This window comes from Microbacterium sp. Be9 (assembly GCF_011754135.1).
GTDB lineage: Bacteria > Actinomycetota > Actinomycetes > Actinomycetales > Microbacteriaceae > Microbacterium > Microbacterium maritypicum_A.
In genome coordinates this window covers 755,644-775,475 of sequence record NZ_WNWT01000006.1, presented here as the reverse complement: position 1 = coordinate 775,475, position 19,832 = coordinate 755,644, and the positions used below count along the sequence as shown (strand labels likewise).

Here is a 19,832-nt window from a genome sequence, read left to right as displayed (position 1 = left end):
TATGTCAAAAGATCCGCACGGTCTGCTTCGACTTCGGGGTGCGCACGTCGGAGGCACCGGGCACGATGGGGGCATGACCGACGGCTACGAATCGGACTTCCTCGGGAACCGGCTCCCCCTCCCCTGTCCCGAACGCGAGATGCGTTCGCTCCCGTATCCGCGATTCACGGTGCTGCTCGACCCCGAGCGGCGTCTCGCGGCGGTCACGGCGGTGAACATCGACGGCGCCACACTGCAGGACCTGCCGCGCACCGGCGACTGGCGACTCGACGACCGCCTCCCGGCCGACGAGCAGACGGGACCCGAGGTGTACACGCGGAACGACCTCGACCGCGGGCACCTCGTGCGGCGACGAGACCCGGGATGGGGACCGACGCAGACCGCGCGCGCCGCCAGCGAGGCGACCTTCTTCTATCCCAACGCTGCACCGCAGGCTGCGGGATTCAACCAGTCGAAGGAACTGTGGCTCGGCCTCGAAGACCACGTGCTCGCTTACGCCGAGAGCACCGATCAGCGCCTGTCGGTGTTCACCGCCCCGGTGCTCGCCGAGAGCGATCCTCCCTACCGAGGCATCCGCGTGCCCCTCCGCTTCTGGAAGGTCGCCGCGTGGCAGGGACCGGATGGCCTCGCCGCCGCGGGCTTCGTGCTCGATCAGTCCGACGTCGTCGACATGCGGGATGAGACGCTCGCCGTCCCCCCGCTCGGCGCCTTCCGCACGTTCCAGGTGCCGATCGCCGACATCGCCGCACTCACCGGCATCGACCTCGGAGCACTGGTCGAGGCGGACACGCTCCCGCGACCGGGAGCGCGGGAGTCCGGATGGCGGACTCTCGACACCGCGGGCGACATCGTGCTGTGATCCGGGAGCGATCGCGCCACACTGGACCGATGGAGTACAGCGGAGTGGTCCCGACCGATGCCCCCGACCCGAGCATCGAGTCCGATGCCCGATTGCAGAGCCTCCCCTTCCCGGTGTTCGAGCTGAAGCCGCAACGCGCTCTCACGCGACTCCCCGTGGCCGGCTTCATGGAGATCTCCGGCGCAGCGGGCCGCGACGAGGTTTCGGCATCGTTCAGCTACACGCTGTGGCGGCACCCCGACGACCATGCCGATCCCCGCAACGAGATCGAGCTGGACGAACCCACACGGCGCTCCCTCACGGAAGAGCCGCCCTGGGGTCGTCCGGCCTGGCTGATCGCGCAGGTGCAGGCCTTCCGGTACCCGATGCTGTGGGAGGCGGTGCGGACGACCTGGCATGCATCGCCCGGCCGGGAGGGGGCCTCTCTCGCCGAGCAGCTCGCCGCGCACACCGACCACATCCTGCGCAACCGCTTCCGCGGCGAGCTCGGCCTCTCGACCGACCCCCGTGCCGACGCCGACGGGACCGGGAAGACCACGGCCGCCTCGGCATCGGACGCCTCGGTCGAGGTCGACGGTGAGGAGCATCCCGCGCTGTGCGTCGACACCGACCCGTTCGTCTACAGCATCGGCTTCCGGGTCGACGAGCACGTCGTGTGCACCGCGGTGATCCCGCGGGACGCTCTCGCCCTCGTCGACCTCGCCGTCACGCGCTTGTCGACGCCGCCTCAGACCCCGGCGCGCACCGACTCCAGCGACGGGTAGTCGCTGTATCCCTCGGCGGTCCGGCCGTAGAACAGTTCGGGACGCGGGTCGTTCAGCTCGGCTCCCTGGATCCAGCGCTCGACCAGGTCGGGATTCGCGATCACGGGACGGCCGGCGGCGACGGCGTCCGCCCGCCCGCCGGCGACGAGCGACTCGGCCTCATCCTTGGTCGTCTCCGCCGCGAAGCCGGTGTTGACGATCAGGGGCGCACCCGCCGTGCGACGGATGTGCTGCACGAGCTCTCCGGCGGGGTCGGCGTTGAGCACGTCGATGAACGCGAGGCCGAGCGGCGCGAGACCCTCGGCGAGGGCCGTGTACGTCGCGCGGACATCCGCATCGTCCTCCTCCAGCACACCCTGGATGTTGTGCTGCGGCGACAGGCGGATGCCGGTGCGGTCGGCTCCGACCGCGGCGGCGACGGCCGCGGTGACCTCGATCGCGAAGCGCGCGCGGTTCTCGGGCGATCCGCCGTACGAGTCCTCGCGGATGTTCGACACCGGCGAGAGGAACTCGTGCACGAGGTACCCGTTCGCGCCGTGCACCTCGACACCGTCGAAGCCGGCGGCGATCGCGTTGCGGGCGGCCTGCGCGAACTGCTCGACGACCTCGGGGATCTCGTCGAGTGTGATCGCATGAGCCACCGGCAGATCGGCCTTGCCCTCGGGCGTGCGCGTCTGTCCGGGTGCGGCGAGCGCACTCGGACCGACGACCCGCGCCTCGCCTGAGATGGCGGGGTGCCCCACACGGCCGCCGTGCATGAGCTGCATGACGATCGTTCCCCCCGCGTCATGGACGGCTGCGGTGATCGGCTTCCACCCCTCGATCTGCCCGGGCGTCACGATGCCCGGCTGCCCGGGGTACGACTTGCCTTCGGCGACCGGCCACGTGCCCTCGGAGATGATGAGCCCCTGCCCCGCACGCTGCCGGTAGTACTCCTCCATCGTCGCGGTCGGGACACCGTCGTCATCCGCACGGGTGCGGGTGAGAGGCGCCATGACGACGCGGTTGGACAGCTGCAGGGCGCCGAAGACGGCGGGCTCGTAGAGATTCACAGTGGGAGGTAAGGCGCGAGGGGATCAGCATATTCCCGGTCGGCGTTTCGCTCCGCCGGACGAGGTCGGTCGTCTCCCTCAGCCGCCGAGGCCGGCGAGCAGATCGGCGAAGTGGTCGAGATCGGCCGCGGTCCAGTTGCGCAGCCGCTCGCCGATGCGCCCCTCATAGCGCGAACGGGCGAGCGCCACCCGCTCCTGCGCCAGGTCGGTCGCCACGAGCACACGGGCCCTGCGGTCTTCCGGGTCCGGCACACTCTCCACGAGTCCGAGCTGTTCGAGCTGTCGCACCTGGCGGCTCACCGCCGACTTGTCGGTCTGCAGCCGTTCGATGATCGCTCCGGCCGAGGTCGCCTTTCCCGTCGCGATGGAGGTCAGCACCTGATAGCCGAGGGGCTGCAGATCGGGATGCACGGTCGCTGCGGCTTCACGCCAGCCGATGCGGATCCGCGCGAAGAGTCGACCCAGTTCCTGCTCGACCCTGGTGACGGCCTGGTCGAGGTCGGCGTCGCCCAGCAGGTCGGTCGCGGCAGCGGATGCACGGGTCTCGCCAGGGGCCCCCGCGGCATCATCGGCGGCATCATCGGCAGGGGCGTCGGAGGAGGCGCTCATGCTCGCCAGTGTACGGCGAAGCCCCGCCGTCGATCGTGACGGCGGGGCTTCGGGTCAGACCTCGGCCAGCAGCCGGAAGGCCTTGGACGCCGCCCGGATCTCTTCGGGAGTCAGCTCATCGATCACGGCCTGGAGACGGGTGCCGTAGTCGCGGCGGACCGCAGCGAGCGCATCACAGGCCGTGGCGGTCACGCTCAGCACCCGCAGCCGACCGTCGCGCTCGTCGGGGCGGGACTCGAGGAGACCGAGCTCTTCCAGCATCCGCACCTGACGGCTGATGACCGACTTGTCCATCTCGAACCGCTCGGCGATCTCGTGCGCGTTGGCCGTTCCCGCCCTGTCGATGAAGGTGAGCAGTTTGTAGCCGGCCACCTGCAGCTCCGGGTGGACCCGGGCTGCGGATTCCTTCCACAGCGACCGGGTCCTCGCGAAGATGAGGTTCAGATGCGCCTGGAGGTCACCGAGCGCACTGTCGACATCCGACGCCGCGACCGCTGCCGAGGCCATGACCTCAGCGCTCCCCGTCCCGGTCTTCGCGGGCAACGTCATCACGGGCACGATCGTCGCGCTCGAGAACGCGGACCGCACCGGTCGCGGGGGCGCTGCCGGCACCCTCGATCCGGATGGTTCCAGTGGAGAGCGAGGCTCCGACCTCGGCCTCGGAGACCTCGATCACCGATTCCTCAGCCTGCTCGAGCATCTGCTCGGCGGCGTTCTTGGTCGACAGCGGCTTGTTCTTGATGAACGCGATCGCGATGATCGCGATCACCGCGAGCGGGATCGCGATGATGAAGGAATCGGCGATGCCGTGACCGTAAGCTCCTTCGACGATCGTGCGGATCGTGTCGGGCAGCTGACCGACCTTGGGGACGTCACCCGAGGCGAGGTGCTTGAGCGCGTCGATCTCGGCGGGTGTCGACGGGACGAAGCCGTCGAGCGCATCGGTGATGTAGTTCGCGACGCTGGTGGACAGCAGCGAGCCCATCACGGTGACGCCGATAGTGCCGGCGATCGTGCGGAAGAAGTTCACGTTCGACGAGGCGGCGCCCAGCTGCTGCGGAGCAGTGTCGTTCTGCACGATCAGCGTGAGGTTCTGCATGACCATGCCGAGGCCGGCGCCGAGCACGAACATGTAGACGGCGACGAGCGGGAACGGGGTGTCGTAGCGGAGCGTAGCCATCAGGCTGACGCCGACGGTCGCGAGGACCGACCCGGTCAGCATCCAGCCCTTCCACTTGCCGAAGCGGCTCACGAGCTGGCCGATGATGATCGACGCCCCCATCTGGCCGATGATCATCGGGATGGTCATGAGGCCGGACTCGGTGGGCGTGGCGCCACGGGCGAGCTGGAAGTACTGCGCGAGGAACACCGACGTCGCGAACATCGAGACGCCGATCGCGATCGAGGCGATGACCGACAGGGTGAAGGTGCGGTTGCGGAACAGCGACATCGGGACGATCGGTTCCTTGACGAAGAACTCGACCGTGATGAACGCGGCGATCGCGACCGCGGCGGTGACGATCAGCATGATGCTCGTCGAGGAGTCCCAGTCGAACTGGTTGCCGCCCATCGAGACCCAGATCAGGAGGGTCGAGACGCCGACCGCGAGGAGCACGATGCCGAAGTAGTCGATCGAGACCTTGGTGTCGCGCTGGGGCTTCGGCAGGTGCAGGGTGAACTGCAGGAGCACCAGGGCGAGGATCGCGAACGGCACGCCGACGAAGAAGTTGGAGCGCCAGCCCCACACGTCGGTGAGGAGTCCGCCGAGCAGCGGGCCGCCGATGGTGCCGAGGGCCATGATGCCGCCGACGACGCCCATGTACTTGCCGCGCTCACGCGGGGAGATGATGAGGGCCACGGCGATCATGACCAGCGACATCAGGCCGCCGACGCCGACGCCCTGGATGACGCGGACCGCGATGAGCATGTTCGTGTCGGTCGAGAAGCCGGCGATCACGGTGCCGACCGTGAAGAGGATGAGGGAGATCTGGACGAGCACCTTGCGGTCGACGAGGTCGGCGAGCTTGCCCCAGATCGGGGTCGAGACGGCGGTGGCCAGAAGGCTCGCGGTGATGACCCAGGTGTACTGGGACTGCGTGCCGCCGAGGTCGGCGATGATGACCGGCATCGAGGTCGACACCACGGTGCCCGAGAGCACGGCGACGAACATGCCGACGACGAGTCCGGAGATCGCGGTGAAGACCTCGCGAGCCGACCGGGTCGTCTCGGGGGGTGCGGATGGGGTGTGTGTCACGGGGTAACGCTCCTGCGTAGAAAGTTGATCGAGGTCAACCATACGCCTTTAGTTGCCAAAGCGCAACTAAAGGCGTATGTGCTCGCGTCGTGCTTCTGCTCGGCGGAACCGAGCGGTACCGTGTCAGCGTGTCGACTGATTCCAGGAGCGGACGGGCGCCCGGCGCCCCGGCCTCTCTCGACGCGGCCATCGGGGACGTCGACTGGACCGTGCCTCCCGCCGGATCGACGAGATCGTGGTTCCGTGCCCCCAGCGGCGAGTTGTCCGTGATCTCGCTGGGCGCACCCGAGCGTCCGCGCGTGGTCCTGGTGCCCGGGGCCACCGGTTCCAAGGAGGACTTCGCCCTGATGCTGCCGCTGCTGGCCGAGGCGGGGTACTTCGTGCAGTCGTTCGACCTCGCCGGGCAGTACGAGTCGCACGCGGCCGGCGCGGACTCCGCCTACACGTACGAGCTGTTCATCGCCGACCTGGTCGCATTCCTCGACGCTGGCGCGCCGGCGCATCTGCTCGGGTACTCGTTCGCCGGCACCGTCGCACAGCTGGTCGCCGTCCGTCGCCCCGACCTCGTGCTCTCCCTCACGCTCCTGACCACTCCTCCCGGTTCCGGCAACGTGTTCGCGAGCATGAAGTGGCTGGGACCCCTCGCCCCGATCGCGAGCCCTCGTCGCGGCGCCGGCCTCATGATCTGGGGGATCGTGACGAACAAGAACCGGGTGCCCCCACGGCGGCTCGAGTTCGTCCGCTCGCGGTTCGCACTTACGAGCAGACGCAGCGTCGATGAGATCGTCGGCCTGATGATGGTCGCTCCCGATCTGCGCAGCCGCGTGCGGGGATTGCCGATGCCCAAGCTCGTCGTCGCGGGATCGCACGACCTGTGGCCGCTGGCCGCCCACGAACGGTATGCGCGCGAGATCGGCGCGGAGTTCCGGGCGTACCCGACGGGACACAGCCCGAGCGAGACCACCCCGCACCAGCTGACCGCCGACCTGCTCGATCTCTACGCGCGGGCTCGCGACTGACCCGCCTCCGGCGTCACCGACCGGCTGCGGACCGGTCGGCCTCGCGCCGCGCCTGCCGCCGCCGATGCAGGGGCTCCTCCGACAGGTGCAACCGCACCGTGGGCAGCACGTAGCTCAACCGCCGTCGGAGAGACGCCCAGTCCTGGAACGGTCGCGCCGACACCGCGACCACGAGGCCCCGATCGCGCAGCACGGTCATCCCCGGGCGGATGTGGAACGACAGGTCGAAGTCGTCGTGGATGTTCGTCGCCTCCCGATGCACCTCTCCGCTCAGCACCCGCCAGACGGAGGCACGCATCGCCATGTTCGATCCATAGAGGGGCGCGTGCCCGAGGACCGGAGCCATCGAGGCGTACATGCCGCCGATGTACAGATGCGTCCCCATCCAATGCACCAGAGGCGTCGAACCGTAGAAGCGCGGTTCGCCGGTGACGAAGTCGACGTCGGGGCGGTCGCGGAAGGTGCGCTCGATCCGCTCCACCCAATCCGGCCCCGGGCGGGAATCGGCGTCGAGCCGGGCGATGATGTCGCTCGTCGCCGCGTCGTAGCCGGCCGCCGATGCGCGCGGGATGCCCGGGACCGGCTCGGTGACGACCCGTGCCCCGAAGCCCTCGGCGACGGCGACCGTGTCGTCGCTGCTGCCGTTGTCGACGATGACGATCTCATCGGCGATCCGGGTCTGATGCTCGAGTGCCCGCAGACACACCTCCAGCAGGCGGGCGTCGTTCCGTACCGGGATCACCACGGAGACGGAACGAGAGAAGGCGGTCGTCATCGTCCCCCCATTGTGCGCGTAGCCGACCGTTTCGGCCGTGTGCCCCGCCCTCACCCGAAACTGCGTCGTGCAGAAGCTACTCCGCGGCGGGGAAGTGAGGTCGCGTCCCACTCCCCCGCAGCCGGTCACTCGATGGCGTCGTCCGCTCGCTCGCGCCTGGTCGTGCTTCCGTGCGCCGGGATCAGACCGAAGTCGGTGAGGAGCTCGCCCATCTGGGTGTTGTCGAGCTTGTCGAGAAGCTTGCCCTTCACGAAGTTCGGCCCGGGGATGTGCACGGCCTCGCCGTCGCGCAACCGCGCGGTCGCCTTCAGCAGGTAGCGGATGTCGTAGGTGGAGTTGAACACCTCCGGCACGCCGCGCTCGATGTCGAGCAGCTGATAGGTCGCCTCCATCGCGGTGCGCACCGAATACTCGGTCGTGAAGATGGTGTCGCGGGTGGTCTCGGCGAACTGACCGAGGAAGGCGAAGTTCACGCTGCCCTCCGGCACCACCTGTGGACGGTCGCCGGCCTTGCGCGGCAGGAAGAACGACGTGACGTACGGCATCATCACCGGCACCGTCTTCGCGGCGGATGCGGCGAGCTCGGGAATGTCCGCGACGGGAACGCCGAGGTGATACAGCCACTCCTGCGCGATCTCCTCGCCCGTGCAGTCCTGCATCGGCTTCTTGATGAAGTCGCCCGGCGTCTCGACGAACAGCCCGTACACCCACACCACGATCTCGTTGGGCTTCTGCGCCTTGAAATGCGGCTGCCGGTTCACAGTCCAACTCATCAGCCACGACGAGTCCTTCGCCGTGACGATGCCACCGGTGACGACCTTCCCCGAGAAGGGGTCGCGCTGCGCGATCTTCTCGATGTACGCGGGGATGCGCTCGTCGATCGTGGTGACCGTCGCCGACTCCCACTTCGTCTTGTCGATGTCGTTGCAGAACACCTCGGGACGCCCGAACTCCGGCGACTTCGCTGCGACCTTCTTCCAGAAGTCCCACGCGGGGGCCGGCCCGTCGAGGAGCCGGGGCGCCGTGTGCTGGTCGCCGTTGTCGGAGTTCTCCGTCAGCGACCCGATCGTCATGAGGCACAGATCGTCCGGTCCGAGGTCGACGCCTCCCGGCTCACCGTCGGCGATCCAGTCGATGCGCGTCGCCTGCTTGCGCCCGTCCGTGATGTCGAAGTGCACGTCGGTGACGGTGTGGTGGAAGCGGAACCGCACCCCGTGGTCGTCGAGGTACTTCCGCATCGGCAGCACGAGCGATTCGTACTGGTTGTACTTCGTGAACTTGAGCGCCGACAAGTCAGGGAGACCGCCGATGTGGTGCATGAAACGGTGGAGGTACAGCTTCATCTCCAGGGCGGAGTGCCACTCCTCGAAGGCGAACATCGTGCGCCAATAGAGCCAGAAGTTGCTCGCGAGGAACTCCTCGCCGAACACCTCATCGATGCGCTTGCCCTCCATCTGCTCCCGCGTGGCGAGGATCACATCGATGATGTCCTTCTGCGCCTTGTCGGAGAGCGTGAACAGCTTGTTGGTGTGGGCGTCCTGCCCCTGCTTCTCCGTCACCCGGCACAGGGACGAGTTCGGGTCGTCCTTGTTCAGCCAGTAGAACTCGTCGAGCACGCTGGCGCCGTCGATCTCGAGCGACGGCACCGAGCGGAACAGATCCCACAGACACTCCATGTGGTCCTCGAGCTCGCGCCCGCCGCGGATCACGAATCCCTTCTCCGGATACTTGATGCCGTCGAGCGCTCCACCGGGAAGACCCAGCTCCTCGAGGATCGTGATCCGCTCGCCGGCGATCTGGCCATCGCGGATCATGAAGATCGCCGCCGCCATCGCGGCGAGGCCGCCCCCGACCAGCCACACGGTCTTGTTGTCCGCCCCTTCGGGTTTGCGGGGCCGCGCGAAGGCCTCGTAGTTTCCGTTGCTCCGATACATGTCGATCTTCCTTCCCGCCCATCGGTCGATTCGCGTCCAGTAGACCGCAGGAGCGCGAGGAACGGAAGGCGGGCCGGGGCATCTCACCCGTAGTAGACCGGGCTGGGAGAATCGACCCATGACGGATTCCTTCGAGGCACTGATCGAGGCCGGAAACACCGCTGACGTCACCGGGTGGGACTTCGCCTGGCTGGATGGCCGAGCGACCGAGGAGAGGCCGCCGTGGGGCTACGCCCGCCTGCTGTCCGACCGTCTCGGCACCGCTTCGGCGTCGCTCGACATCCAGACCGGGGGCGGTGAGGTGCTCGCCGAAGCGGCGTCTTTCCCGCCAGCGGCCGTGGCGACCGAGTCGTGGCCCCCGAACGTGCGTCGTGCGACGCAGCTGCTGCACCCCCGCGGCGTGGTGGTCGTGGCCGATCCCGACGAGCCTCCACTGCCCTTCGCCGACGAGGCCTTCGACCTGGTGACCAGCAGGCACCCCGCGACGATCTGGTGGTCGGAGATCGCTCGGGTGCTAACCCACGGCGGCACCTATTTCGCGCAGCACGTGGGCCCCGCGAGCGCGTTCGAGCTGATCGAGTTCTTCCTGGGCCCGCAGCCCGAGGCACGCCGCGGACGCCACCAGGATGACGAAGCCGCCGCCGCGGAGGCTGCCGGGCTCGAGATCGTCGACCTGCGCACCGCGCGCCTGCGCATCGAGATCCACGACGTCGCCGCCGCGGTCTATCTCCTGCGCAAGGTGATCTGGTGGGTGCCGGGATTCACCGTGGAGAACAGCCGCGACCGACTGCGCGACCTCCACGACCTGATCCAGCAGGACGGGCCGTTCATCGCGCACTCGACCCGTCACCTCATCGAAGCGCGCCGCCCCTAGCAAGCGCCACCGCCGCGGCAGGCATGCGCACTCAGTACACGGTCCCCATCGCCTCCCGCACCTCGTCGAGGGTCGCGTCGGCGATGCCACGGGCACGCTCGTTCCCCCGGCGGAGCACGGAGCGTACGAGGTCGGGATCAGCGGCGAAAGCTCGGCGGCGCTCCCGCAGGGGAGCGAGGAACTCGTTCACAGCGGTGGCGGCGAGCGACTTCAACGCGCTGCTGCCGCCGTCGCCGATGCGATCCGCCAGCTCCTCGGGAGAGACGTCCAGGCACAGAGCGGCCGTCGTCAGAAGGGCCGAGATGCCGGGGCGATGCTGCGGGTCGAAGGTGATCCGCCGATCCTGATCGGTCCGTGTGCGACGGATCGCCGCGACGGTCTCGTCCGGTGTCATCGACAGCGCGATCGCGTTGCCGTAGCTCTTCGACATCTTCCGGCCGTCGAGCCCCGGCACCTCCGGGGTCGCGGTGATCAGCGCCTCCGGAACCGGGAAGATCGCGCCGTACCGGTCGTTGAACCGCCGAGCGATCACCCGTGTCATCTCCACATGCGGCAGGTTGTCCTTCCCCACCGGCACGAGGTTGCCCTTGCAGAAGAGGATGTCGGCGGCCTGATGCACCGGGTAGGTCAGCAGCAGCCCGCTGAGCGCCCGCCCCGACGCCTCGAGCTCCGATTTGACCGTCGGGTTCCGGTGCAGCTCCGCCTCGGTGACGAGGCTGAGGAACGGCAGCAGCAGCTGGTTCAGCGCCGGAACCGACGAGTGGGTGAAGATCGTCGTCCGCTGCGGGTCGATCCCCGCGGCGAGGTAGTCGAGGACCGCACCGTACACGTTGTCGCGCACGTGCGCCGTCGTGTCTCGATCGGTGATGACCTGGTAGTCGGCGAGCACGAGGAACGTCTCGACCCCGGCATCCTGCAGCCGCACGCGCTCCCGGATGGTGCCGAAGAAATGTCCGAGGTGGAGCGCCCCGGTCGGGCGCTCCCCCGTGAGCACGCGGAACCTCTCCGGGTGCCCGGCCACGGCGTCGGCGACCTCCGTCGATCGCTGCGCGGTCGCGGTGAACGAATCCATCTGTCTCTCCCTGCGTCGGGAGCCGCACGGAGTTCTCGGGTGCTGTCACGAACTGCCGCGCAGCCCGTGATCATGCTTCAACCGGCTGCTATCGCAGCCACCACCATGCGGAGAGGTTGAAGTTCATGGAACAGATGCTATCGCGCACCGCGACCCGCGGAGTCACGACGGATGCCGACGCCGACCGCTCACGGGGTGAGCCGGTGCAGGTCGCGTGGGAAGAGCGTCACCTCCCGGATGTTCGACGCCTCGATGAGCCGCGACACCCAGCGCTCCAGGCCGATCGCGAAACCGCCATGCGGCGGCATCCCGTGGGCGAAGGCCGAGAGGTACGCGGAGTAGGCGTCGGGCGATTCGCCCCGCGCCTCGATGGCCGCGACGTACTCGGAGTGACGGTGCAGGCGTTGCCCGCCGGTCACGAGCTCGAGGCCGCGGAAGATCAGGTCGAAGCTGTTGCTCCACCGCGGGTCGTCCGGTTGGGGGTGCGTGTAGAAGGGCCGCTTGCGCATCGGATACCCCTCCACGGCGAGCACGTCGCTGCCGTACCGCTCCTTCGCCCATTCGCCGAGAGCGCGCTCGTGCGCCGGAGCCAGGTCGGGCTCGTCGTCCGGGGCGCCGACCCGCCGCAGCGCGTCCTGGAAGTGGATCACCGGGATCTCGTCGGGGATCGTCGGAAGAGCGAGACCGAGGCGCTCGACGGCCTCCGCGCTCTCGGTGCGGATGCCGTCGATCATGCCGAGCAGGACCCGATGCAGCAGCGCGAGCACATCGCGATGGTCGCGGATGAAGCCCAGCTCGGCGTCGAGCGACACGTATTCGGCGAGGTGCCTCACCGTGTCGTGCGGCTCGGCTCGGAACACAGGCCCCGTCTCGTAGACGCGCTCGAAGACGCCGACCAGCTGCTGCTTGAAGAACTGCGGACTCTGCGCGAGGTAGGCGGTGGTGCCGAAGTAGTCGACGGGGAACACGTTGGCCCCCGACTCCGTGACGGAGTCAACGAGCTTGGGCGTCTGGATCTCGGTGAATCCCTCGGCGTCGAGCGTGTGACGGAATGCGCGCATGCTCGCCGCCGCCAGCTCCCACTTGGCACGCTGGGCAGGATGCCGCCAGGTCACCGCCGCATGGTCGAGCACGGTCGGAAGCGCGGCGTCGAGTGTGGGACGCCACAGCTCGACGACCGGGGTGCGCGCGGGCTCCGAGAGCAGGGTGATGTCGGGAGCGGTCACCTCGATGCCGCCGGGGGCATGCGCGTTCGCCGTGGCCGTACCTTCGATGCGCACGACCGTCTCCTCACCCGGCAGGCCGCCCTCCGGCAGCTGTTCGGGCCGGAACACGATCTGCGCGAGTCCGGTGCGGTCGCGCAGGATAAGGAACGACACGGTGGCGAGTTCCCTGCGCCGATGCACGTGTCCCATGAGGGTGATGCGCGCGCCAGGGGGCGTGAACGGAAGCCGGGCGGCGAGAGTGCGAGCGGGGTCGGATGGCGACATGATTCCTCCAGGTGGCGAAAGCCCTGGAGGTGCGGGCGGGGGCTAGATCGCGGTGCCACCACACCTTCGCCGATCGCTCATCGGCCTCTCGTCGATACGCCGGACGCGCGGGAGCCGCCTGCCCGAAGGCCGAGGGTCGTCACTCCCTCGCAGCTGCCGTCGCCATCGTAACATCGCGCTCACCCTCTCCCCCGGCGCGTGCTTCGCTCACGAGCACGGCCGCGACGCCGGCGGCGCACAGAACGAATCCGAGGAGCGTGATGACGGTGAGCGGCTCCCCGAGCAGCAGCGCTCCCGCGGCTGCGGTCGTCGGAGCGACCAGGAAGAGCAGCGCGTTCAATGCTGTGATGCCCACCCGGCGCAGCAGCCACCAGTACAGCCCGTAGGCGGCGAGAGTCGGGAAGGCGGCGGCGAATCCTGCGGCGAGCCAGAACGAGACGGATGCCGGGGGCGCGAGCGCTCCGAAGACCGCGGCGATGGGCACGAGTGCCACGGCCGTCACGGTCACGTGGATGGCCAGCGTGACGAGGGTGCCGGTCCGCGGCGCCGAGCGGCGCTGGAGGAACGTGCCGACGATCAGGCAGGCCATTGCCAGCGCCGGCCACACATAGCTGGACGGGTGCGCCTCCGAATCGTCGAGCTGCGACCGCACGACCAGGAGCACACCCGCCGCCCCGACGAGGAGTCCGGCCCACTGCACTCCGCGGACGCGCAGGCCCAGCAGCGGACCGACCAGGACCGCGACGATGAGCGGCTGCACGGCGTCGATCAGCGCGGTCGTCCCTGTCGCGACGCCCGCCGCGATCGCCGCATAGACCGATGCGCAGTAGCCGAACTGCGCGAAGAGGCCGATGAGCGCCTGCCGCCCGACATCGACGCGAGTGATGCCCTCGGAGGCCCCGGTGAGCGCCACGATGACGACCAGGATCACCGCGAGCGGCACGAACCGCCACACGAGCAGGGTCAGGGGTGCCACGGCCTCGACGGCGATCGCGGGCACGAGGAAGCCGGAGCTCCATGTCACGACGAACGCCGCGGAGGCCAGCACCGTCACCACGAGACGAAGTACACCGATCTGTTTACTCATCTCGATGACTATACAGGTCGGTGTAGTCAGAGCGGTATAGTAATGACATGTCCGTCCCGGTTCCCGAACTCGCCCCGCTCACCCCCGGCGCCACCCGTGTGCTCGACGCGGCGTCACGACTCTTCTATGAACGCGGCATCCATGCGGTCGGCGTCGACACCATCGCCGACGCGGCCGGGGTCACGAAGAAGACGCTCTACGATCGGTTCGGCTCGAAGGAAGCCCTGGTCGTCTCCTACCTCCAGCACCGCGACGCACTCTGGCGCGCGCACGTCGCCCGGCACCTCGACCGCACTCCCGAGCCCGGCATCGATCGGGTCCTCGCCGTGTTCGACGCGGCGATCACCTGGTCCGACGAGTACAGCCCGAAAGGGTGCAGTGCCATCAACGCCCGAGCGGAGATCGGCGACGGCCACGACGGCCACCCGGTCTTTCCCGAGGTGTCGCGGCAGAAGGCCTGGCTGCTGGAGCTGTTCTTCGAGCTGTGCCGCGAAGCGCACCTCTCGAAACCCGCCCTGATGTCGAAGGCCATGATGCTGCTCTACGAAGGTGCGATCGTCACGGTCGGGATGGAGACCTTCGCCGAGCCGTTCCAGGTGGCGCGAGAGCTGGCGCGCACCGCTCTGGAGCAGGACCGGCGCTGACCGACCCCGTCAGCCGATCGACCGCTGCGGAGCCACGGTCCGGCGACGGACGAGCGGCATCACGGCAGCGGCGACCACGACGATCGCGGCGACGAGCACCGCCGTGGTGAAGCCGCCGACGACCACCGCGGCGATCGTTCCCAGAACCGCGATCCCGAGACCGCCGCCCAGCGCGAAGCCGACCTCCTGGATCGCGCCGACCTGACCGGCGTCGTCTTCGGTGGTGACATCGAAGAGCGCGGTGGCCGCGAGCGTCGCCCCGATGCCGAAGCCGAAGCCGACGAGAGCCAGCGGCGCGGCGACGACCTCGGGATCGGTGAAGAGCCACGCCATTCCGCCGGCCTGCAGCAGCAGCGCACCGACGGTGAGCGCTTCGGCCCGCACCCAGCGGAGCGCGATCGGGGCGATCACTCCGCCGATCGCGATGGCTGCCGCCTGCGGGAGGATCGCGAGACCGGCCTCGGCGGCGCTCCATCCTCTCGTGTCCTGCAGGTGCAGGCTCACCAGGAGCACGGATGCCGAGGAGACGCCGCTCGCGACGAGGATGCGGGTGATGGCGGGACTGAATCCCGGGATCCCGAACAGGCGCATGTCGATGAGCGGTTCGGACAGCCTCCGCTGGCGAAGGACGAAGAACACGAGGCTGCCGACGGCGACCACTGCGGCGATCCCCGCCGGCACGGGGGCGACGAGCGCCTCGTGCAGGGCGAAGGCGAGCGCGCCGAGAGCCACGATCGACGTGGCGATGCTCGGAAGATCCCATGACGGCGCCCGGGAGCTGCGGGAATCGGGTACCAGCCAGAGGGCGAGCACGCCGGCGAGCACTGCCAGGGGCACACTCCCCAGCAGCAGCCAGCGCCATCCCGGCCCCTCCGCGAGGAACCCACCCAGAACCGGTCCCAGCGCACTGCCCACTCCGAACGTCGCCGTCCACAGCCCATACGCCAGCACCCGTTCCCTGGCGTGGTACTTCGCACCGATCGTGGCGACCACGCCGGCGACGACGAACGCCTCGGCGACGCCGAGGAGCGCCCGGACCGCGATGAGCAGCAGTCCGCTCTGCGCGAATCCGCCGACCGCGTTGAGCACCGCGAATCCGGCGAGGCCGATCAGCACGATCCGCTTCCGCCCGAAGGCGTCGCCGATCCGCGCCGCGAGGATGAGCGTCGCTGCGAGCGAGAGCGCGTAGACGTCGGCGAGCCAGAGACCCTCGGTGTCGCTGAGGGCGAGCTCGCCGCGGATGGCCGGAAGCGCCGTGGAGACGCTGCTGATGGCGAGCGCGCCGATCAGGATCCCGAGCAGCAGAGGCACCATCGCGAACCAGAGACGAAGGGTCGAACGCGCAGCGGTCACGGTGGGGGTGGAAGTCACGTGTTCAGTCTGTAAAGTACAGACAGAAGCTGCAAGTACGGTCATTCCTGTCACGTACTGACACCACGGATACTATGGGCGACCGGCACGAGGAGGGTGCGATGAGGGAGAAGACCGAGCGGATCGTGCGCGACTGGTCGGAGTCATGCGACGCCGAGGTGTCGATAGCGGTCCTCGGCGGGGCCTGGAAGCCGAGCATCCTCACGCTTCTCGGCGAGCACGAGGTGCTGCGGTTCGGAGAACTCGGGCGCCTCTTGGAGAACCCCACCGCGCGCGTGCTCACCCGCCAGTTGCGCGAGCTGGAGGAGGACGGACTCATCACCCGCACGGTGTACCGGCAGGTGCCGCCGAAGGTCGAGTATCGCCTCAGCGAACTCGGCACGACCGCGACGCCGCTGCTCGTCGAACTGACACGGTGGGGCACGCAGTACGCCGAACGGCAGCGCGCCTCGGTGACAGCCGGCACGTCCGACGACCGGGATCCGGTCGTCGGCTAGCGGTCTGCTCCCTCGCTGTCGAGGAAGACCCCGACGCGCTCGCCGTCGTACACGAACTGCAGCGCCGTTCCCGAGGGGAACCGTTCGCTGAGTTCCTTCGGCGCGCTGCTGTCGAACGGGACCTCGACGGTCGCGGGGAACGTGCCGACGGCGCAGCCGGTGTAGATGGGTCCGTCATAGCTCCAGCTCGAGGAGGCGTCGAACTCCTCCGGTTTCGGAACCTGGTCGGCGCGGGCGACGGTGAAGCACTCGCTTCCGATGCCCCCGCCGCCATACCCTCCCGTGGTCTCCATCAGAGCCAGGCCATAGAAGTCGAACACGGCGGAACTCGGGCCGGCCCCCATCCACCCTGCCGGGATCTGCAGGGCCGACGTGGGTTCGAGGGTGGCGATCTGCGGCGCTCCGGAGGAGACGGCGAAGGGAGCGATCTTCACGAGAGCGAAGGTGACGGCCGCCGAGATCGCGGCAGCAGCCACGATCGCGACCCACCAGAGGACCGTGGTCGTGCGCTCCGAGAACCAGGCCGCCATGCGCTCCGCCGGTTCCTCCTTCGGTGCGACCGGATCCGACGGATCGGCGGGAACATCGGCGGGGGCGTCGGCGAACACGTCGAGCGCATCCCCCTCCGGCTCCGGCGTGCCTTCTCCCGGCCATGTCTCGTGCCGAGCGGAGTCGGCCGATCGGTTTCGGGCGGCCCGCCCGAGCTGCTCGACGTCGGGAACGGGCATGACGGCATCGGTCACCGCGGGCTTCGGCTGCCGCATCGCTTCCAGCTGCTGGAGGCGCCGGAGCGCGGCCGGGTCGTTCTCGATGTCCGCCGTCGGACCATAGGCGCGGGCCCGCAGGACGCGGAGCTCGTCTTCAGCCGCAGTGCTCATCTCCGGCATCGTCTCACAGGCCGGAGGATCAGCCGCAGAACGCCGAGGCCGAGTCCTTGAGCTGCTCGATCGCCTCGACCGTCTCCGGAGCCTGCAGGTCTGTCATGCCGCCGATCTGCGTGGCACCCGAGCGGATGAGGTCTCCCAGCTGGCCGTCGACATTCGCCGCGAGCCCCTCGAGCGATGCTACGAGCTCATCGCGGGCGGCATCAGCCTGCTCCGCCGAGACCTCACCCTGGTCGAGCAGCGACTGGTACTGCCCGTAGGCGTCGTCGATCGTCGTGCAGGTCGCCTGCACGTCGATGCCCACGGCGTCGCCGGCCATCTGCGTCACCTGCGAGCACCCGGCGAGGAGCCCGGCGGCGAGTCCGGCAGCGAGAACGACGGGGAGGACCACGATTCGGCGCATGCCACGAGGGTAGCCGGTCCGCCTGACGGCCTCCTGCGCCGCGTGCGATCTCCTGCGGCGCGTGCGACCGCGGGCATGGAGCATGTGCACGGGCGCCCCCGTCTATCATCGCAAGCGCACGATGGCCGAGGAGGTGGGCGCCTGATGAAGGTCATGCTCGTGGACGATGATGCGGAGATCCGCCTCGGTTTCACGACCGCCCTGCGACGCCGGGGCCACACCGTCGATACAGCCGAGGATGTCGCCTCGGCCCGCCGGCTCGCCGCACTCATCGTCCCGGATGTCGCGATCATCGACGTCATGCTCCCGGACGGCGACGGGTTCTCGCTGTGCCGAGAGATCCGCACCCGATGGGGCTTCCCGACCGTGATGCTCACCGCGCGAGACGAGGATGCAGACGTCGTCGTCGGCCTCGACGCCGGAGCCGACGACTACATCGCCAAGCCCGTCAGCGTGGCCGTGCTCGAAGCACGCCTGCGGACGGTTCTGCGTCGCAGCTCCCGCCTCACCGTGGAGCCCCTGCGTGTCGGGTCGCTCGAACTGCACGAGGACTCCGCCGAGGCGCTGGCCGACGGCGAGCCCCTCCCGCTGAGCGCCACCGAGTTCCGGCTCCTCCATGAGCTGGCCCTGAATGACGGACACGCTCTGAGCCGCTCCCGACTGATCGACGCGGTCTGGGCGCAGTCGCCGCCCGACACCCCGCGGGTCGTGGACACCGCCATCCAGCGGCTGCGTGCCAAACTGACCGCAGCGAACGTCTCGACGCCGCAGCTGGACACCATCCGCGGGATCGGGTACCGGCTGCGATGACCGCACGTCGGCGTCGCCCCACCCTCCGTGCGGCGATCGCGCTCGCCCTCGTGGGCAGCACGATCGCGGTGTCGGTCCTCGTCACCGGGGTGGTGGTGCTCACCGCGGGACGGATCGTCTACGAATCCCGGCAACAGGGGCTGCTCGACGAGTTCTCGACCACCGCGGACGCCCTGTTCACCTCCATCTCCACCGGGTCCCCCGAGGACACCTGGAAGTACTACGCCGAGATCCTTCCCGGCGAGACGGTCATCATCGACCTCGACAGCGGCCGGAGCGCGGGCGAGCTCCGGCCGGACCAGGTGCCCGATGCGCTCGCCATCGACGACGACACCCGTCGCTCCGGAGACCTGACGTCGCTGATGACCACGCTCGAAGGGCGCGATGTCTTCTTCGTCTCCGTGGTGCGGGACGATCTCCCCCAGGACCCGAGCGCCCGACTCGCCGTGGTCACCGCGTACTCGATGGAGCCGCAGCGGGAGCAGGTGCGGGAGCTCGTCATCTCCGGGGCGCTCCTGAGCGGCGGCGTGGTGGTGCTCGTCGTGCTGCTCGAACGCCTGCTCGGCGGAGCGTTGACACGCCCGCTCCGCCGTCTGGTCGACACCGCGCAGGCGGTCGGGTCCGGCGAGGGGCCACCGGCGTGGAAACCGTCGTTCGACGACGTCGACCGGGTAGCCGATGCTCTTCGCCTCTCCTCCGAACAGTTGGGGTCCACCATCGCGCAGCTGCAGCGCCGGGAAGCGGAGTCCCGACGGCTCGTCAGCGATGTCGCCCATGAGCTGCGCACGCCCCTCACGTCGATGATGGCGGTCGACGAACTCCTCGACGACGACGAGCAGACGACGGCGGAGGAGCGGGCGGTCGCCGCCGCGGTCGTACGCACCGGAACCCGCCGCCTGCATTCGCTGATCGAGCACCTGCTCGAACTCTCCCGCCTCGACGCCGGGGTCGCGCGCGTGCACCGCACGACCGTCTCTCTCCCCGATCTGCTGGACGACGTGATCGACGCGACAGGGGTCGATCACGTCGAGGTGTCGGTCTCCCCCGATCTCCGCATCCACACCGACCCCGCCCGGCTGCACACCGTGGTGGCGAACCTGCTCACGAACGCCTCCAGGCACGGGCGACCACCCCTCACCGTCCGGGTGCACGAAGACGGGAACGCGGTGCACATCGACGTCGGCGACCAGGGCCCCGGCATCGCCGAGGCCGACGCGGAGCGGGTGTTCGACCGCTTCGTCACCACCGACCGTTCGCGCCCCGACGGGGTGGGAACGGGGCTCGGTCTCGCGATCGCCCGCGACAACGCACGGCTCCTCGGCGGAGACCTCACACTCCTGGTCCGGTCTCCCGGGGCGACGTTCCGTGTGACCATGCCCCGCGTGTGACACTCGTGTGACATTCCTCCTCGACACTGGCCGTTCGCCGATGTCG

General features: G+C 69.1%; 20 protein-coding genes. 8 read left to right on the top strand and 12 right to left on the bottom strand.

Translation table 11 applies throughout. The features are described 5' to 3' along the window. The first annotated feature begins 73 nt into the window (after positions 1–73). Positions 74–859: a DNA/RNA non-specific endonuclease gene (locus GLO27_RS14590; protein ID WP_167255483.1), complete on the top strand. Its 786-nt coding sequence runs from the start codon at positions 74–76 to the stop codon at positions 857–859. A gap of 29 nt (positions 860–888) precedes the next feature. Then, a complete protein-coding gene (locus tag GLO27_RS14585; protein WP_167255481.1) occupies positions 889–1,623 on the top strand; it encodes a hypothetical protein in 735 nt (244 codons plus the stop codon). Here the strand turns inward: GLO27_RS14585 and GLO27_RS14580 are convergent. The 4 genes from GLO27_RS14580 to GLO27_RS14565 all read right to left on the bottom strand — a co-directional run bounded on the left by GLO27_RS14580 (position 1,587) and on the right by GLO27_RS14565 (position 5,538). Then, positions 1,587–2,675 carry an alkene reductase gene (locus GLO27_RS14580; RefSeq protein ID WP_167255479.1) on the bottom strand — a complete coding sequence of 363 codons (1,089 nt, stop codon included), beginning with the start codon at positions 2,673–2,675 and terminating at the stop codon, positions 1,587–1,589. The two genes, GLO27_RS14585 and GLO27_RS14580, sit on opposite strands and share 37 nt — an antisense overlap. Positions 2,676–2,753: 78 nt before the next feature. After that, on the bottom strand, positions 2,754–3,284 hold the full coding sequence (locus tag GLO27_RS14575) for a MarR family transcriptional regulator (protein ID WP_021201256.1): 531 nt from the start codon (positions 3,282–3,284) through the stop codon (positions 2,754–2,756). A gap of 54 nt (positions 3,285–3,338) precedes the next feature. After that, positions 3,339–3,833 carry a MarR family transcriptional regulator gene (locus GLO27_RS14570; RefSeq protein WP_231479914.1) on the bottom strand — a complete coding sequence of 165 codons (495 nt, stop codon included), beginning with the start codon at positions 3,831–3,833 and terminating at the stop codon, positions 3,339–3,341. Beyond that, positions 3,796–5,538 (bottom strand): MDR family MFS transporter, encoded by a 1,743-nt coding sequence (locus tag GLO27_RS14565; RefSeq protein ID WP_167255477.1) that lies wholly within the window; start codon positions 5,536–5,538, stop codon positions 3,796–3,798. The genes GLO27_RS14570 and GLO27_RS14565 overlap by 38 nt, the downstream gene beginning before the upstream one ends. Positions 5,539–5,666: 128 nt before the next feature. Here GLO27_RS14565 and GLO27_RS14560 point away from each other — a divergent pair, with 128 nt between their 5' ends. After that, on the top strand, positions 5,667–6,557 hold the full coding sequence (locus GLO27_RS14560) for an alpha/beta fold hydrolase (protein ID WP_167255475.1): 891 nt from the start codon (positions 5,667–5,669) through the stop codon (positions 6,555–6,557). Between the two features lie 13 nt (positions 6,558–6,570). Here the strand turns inward: GLO27_RS14560 and GLO27_RS14555 are convergent, their stop codons facing one another. Next, the gene (locus GLO27_RS14555; RefSeq protein ID WP_167255473.1) at positions 6,571–7,332 is read right to left on the bottom strand and encodes a glycosyltransferase family 2 protein; all 762 of its coding nucleotides are present in this window, start codon (positions 7,330–7,332) and stop codon (positions 6,571–6,573) included. Between the two features lie 125 nt (positions 7,333–7,457). Next, positions 7,458–9,266 (bottom strand): oleate hydratase, encoded by a 1,809-nt coding sequence (locus GLO27_RS14550; RefSeq protein WP_021201261.1) that lies wholly within the window; start codon positions 9,264–9,266, stop codon positions 7,458–7,460. A 118-nt stretch (positions 9,267–9,384) separates the two neighbouring features. Between GLO27_RS14550 and GLO27_RS14545 the strand changes: the two genes are divergently transcribed. Then, positions 9,385–10,140 (top strand): class I SAM-dependent methyltransferase, encoded by a 756-nt coding sequence (locus GLO27_RS14545; protein ID WP_167255471.1) that lies wholly within the window; start codon positions 9,385–9,387, stop codon positions 10,138–10,140. 31 nt (positions 10,141–10,171) lie between these two features. Here GLO27_RS14545 and trpS read toward each other — a convergent pair whose 3' ends face one another. The 3 genes from trpS to GLO27_RS14530 all read right to left on the bottom strand — a co-directional run bounded on the left by trpS (position 10,172) and on the right by GLO27_RS14530 (position 13,789). Further along, positions 10,172–11,212: a tryptophan--tRNA ligase gene (gene trpS / locus GLO27_RS14540; RefSeq protein WP_029267570.1), complete on the bottom strand. Its 1,041-nt coding sequence runs from the start codon at positions 11,210–11,212 to the stop codon at positions 10,172–10,174. A gap of 188 nt (positions 11,213–11,400) precedes the next feature. Next, positions 11,401–12,702: an aspartate--tRNA(Asn) ligase gene (gene aspS, locus GLO27_RS14535; RefSeq protein WP_167255469.1), complete on the bottom strand. Its 1,302-nt coding sequence runs from the start codon at positions 12,700–12,702 to the stop codon at positions 11,401–11,403. A 139-nt stretch (positions 12,703–12,841) separates the two neighbouring features. Continuing rightward, on the bottom strand, positions 12,842–13,789 hold the full coding sequence (locus tag GLO27_RS14530) for a DMT family transporter (RefSeq protein ID WP_208323798.1): 948 nt from the start codon (positions 13,787–13,789) through the stop codon (positions 12,842–12,844). A 47-nt stretch (positions 13,790–13,836) separates the two neighbouring features. On the opposite strand from GLO27_RS14530, the gene GLO27_RS14525 reads away from it, so the two are divergent. Further along, positions 13,837–14,433 carry a TetR/AcrR family transcriptional regulator gene (locus GLO27_RS14525; RefSeq protein ID WP_167255467.1) on the top strand — a complete coding sequence of 199 codons (597 nt, stop codon included), beginning with the start codon at positions 13,837–13,839 and terminating at the stop codon, positions 14,431–14,433. A gap of 9 nt (positions 14,434–14,442) precedes the next feature. Here GLO27_RS14525 and GLO27_RS14520 read toward each other — a convergent pair whose 3' ends face one another. Then, positions 14,443–15,804 carry an MFS transporter gene (locus GLO27_RS14520; protein ID WP_167255465.1) on the bottom strand — a complete coding sequence of 454 codons (1,362 nt, stop codon included), beginning with the start codon at positions 15,802–15,804 and terminating at the stop codon, positions 14,443–14,445. A gap of 101 nt (positions 15,805–15,905) precedes the next feature. Between GLO27_RS14520 and GLO27_RS14515 the strand changes: the two genes are divergently transcribed. Next, a complete protein-coding gene (locus GLO27_RS14515) occupies positions 15,906–16,301 on the top strand; it encodes a helix-turn-helix domain-containing protein (protein ID WP_029259922.1) in 396 nt (131 codons plus the stop codon). Here the strand turns inward: GLO27_RS14515 and GLO27_RS14510 are convergent. Together GLO27_RS14510 and GLO27_RS14505 are read right to left on the bottom strand one after the other, a co-directional pair. Beyond that, a complete protein-coding gene (locus GLO27_RS14510) occupies positions 16,298–17,179 on the bottom strand; it encodes a hypothetical protein (protein WP_167255463.1) in 882 nt (293 codons plus the stop codon). The two genes, GLO27_RS14515 and GLO27_RS14510, sit on opposite strands and share 4 nt — an antisense overlap. A 28-nt stretch (positions 17,180–17,207) precedes the next feature. Beyond that, positions 17,208–17,588: a hypothetical protein gene (locus tag GLO27_RS14505; RefSeq protein ID WP_029267584.1), complete on the bottom strand. Its 381-nt coding sequence runs from the start codon at positions 17,586–17,588 to the stop codon at positions 17,208–17,210. Positions 17,589–17,732: 144 nt separating this feature from the next. Between GLO27_RS14505 and GLO27_RS14500 the strand changes: the two genes are divergently transcribed. Both GLO27_RS14500 and GLO27_RS14495 read left to right on the top strand, forming a co-directional pair. After that, entirely contained in the window at positions 17,733–18,398 is a 666-nt protein-coding gene (locus GLO27_RS14500; protein WP_167255461.1) for a response regulator transcription factor, read from the top strand. After that, entirely contained in the window at positions 18,395–19,786 is a 1,392-nt protein-coding gene (locus GLO27_RS14495) for a HAMP domain-containing sensor histidine kinase (RefSeq protein WP_167255459.1), read from the top strand. The genes GLO27_RS14500 and GLO27_RS14495 overlap by 4 nt, the downstream gene beginning before the upstream one ends. Positions 19,787–19,832 lie beyond the last annotated feature (46 nt).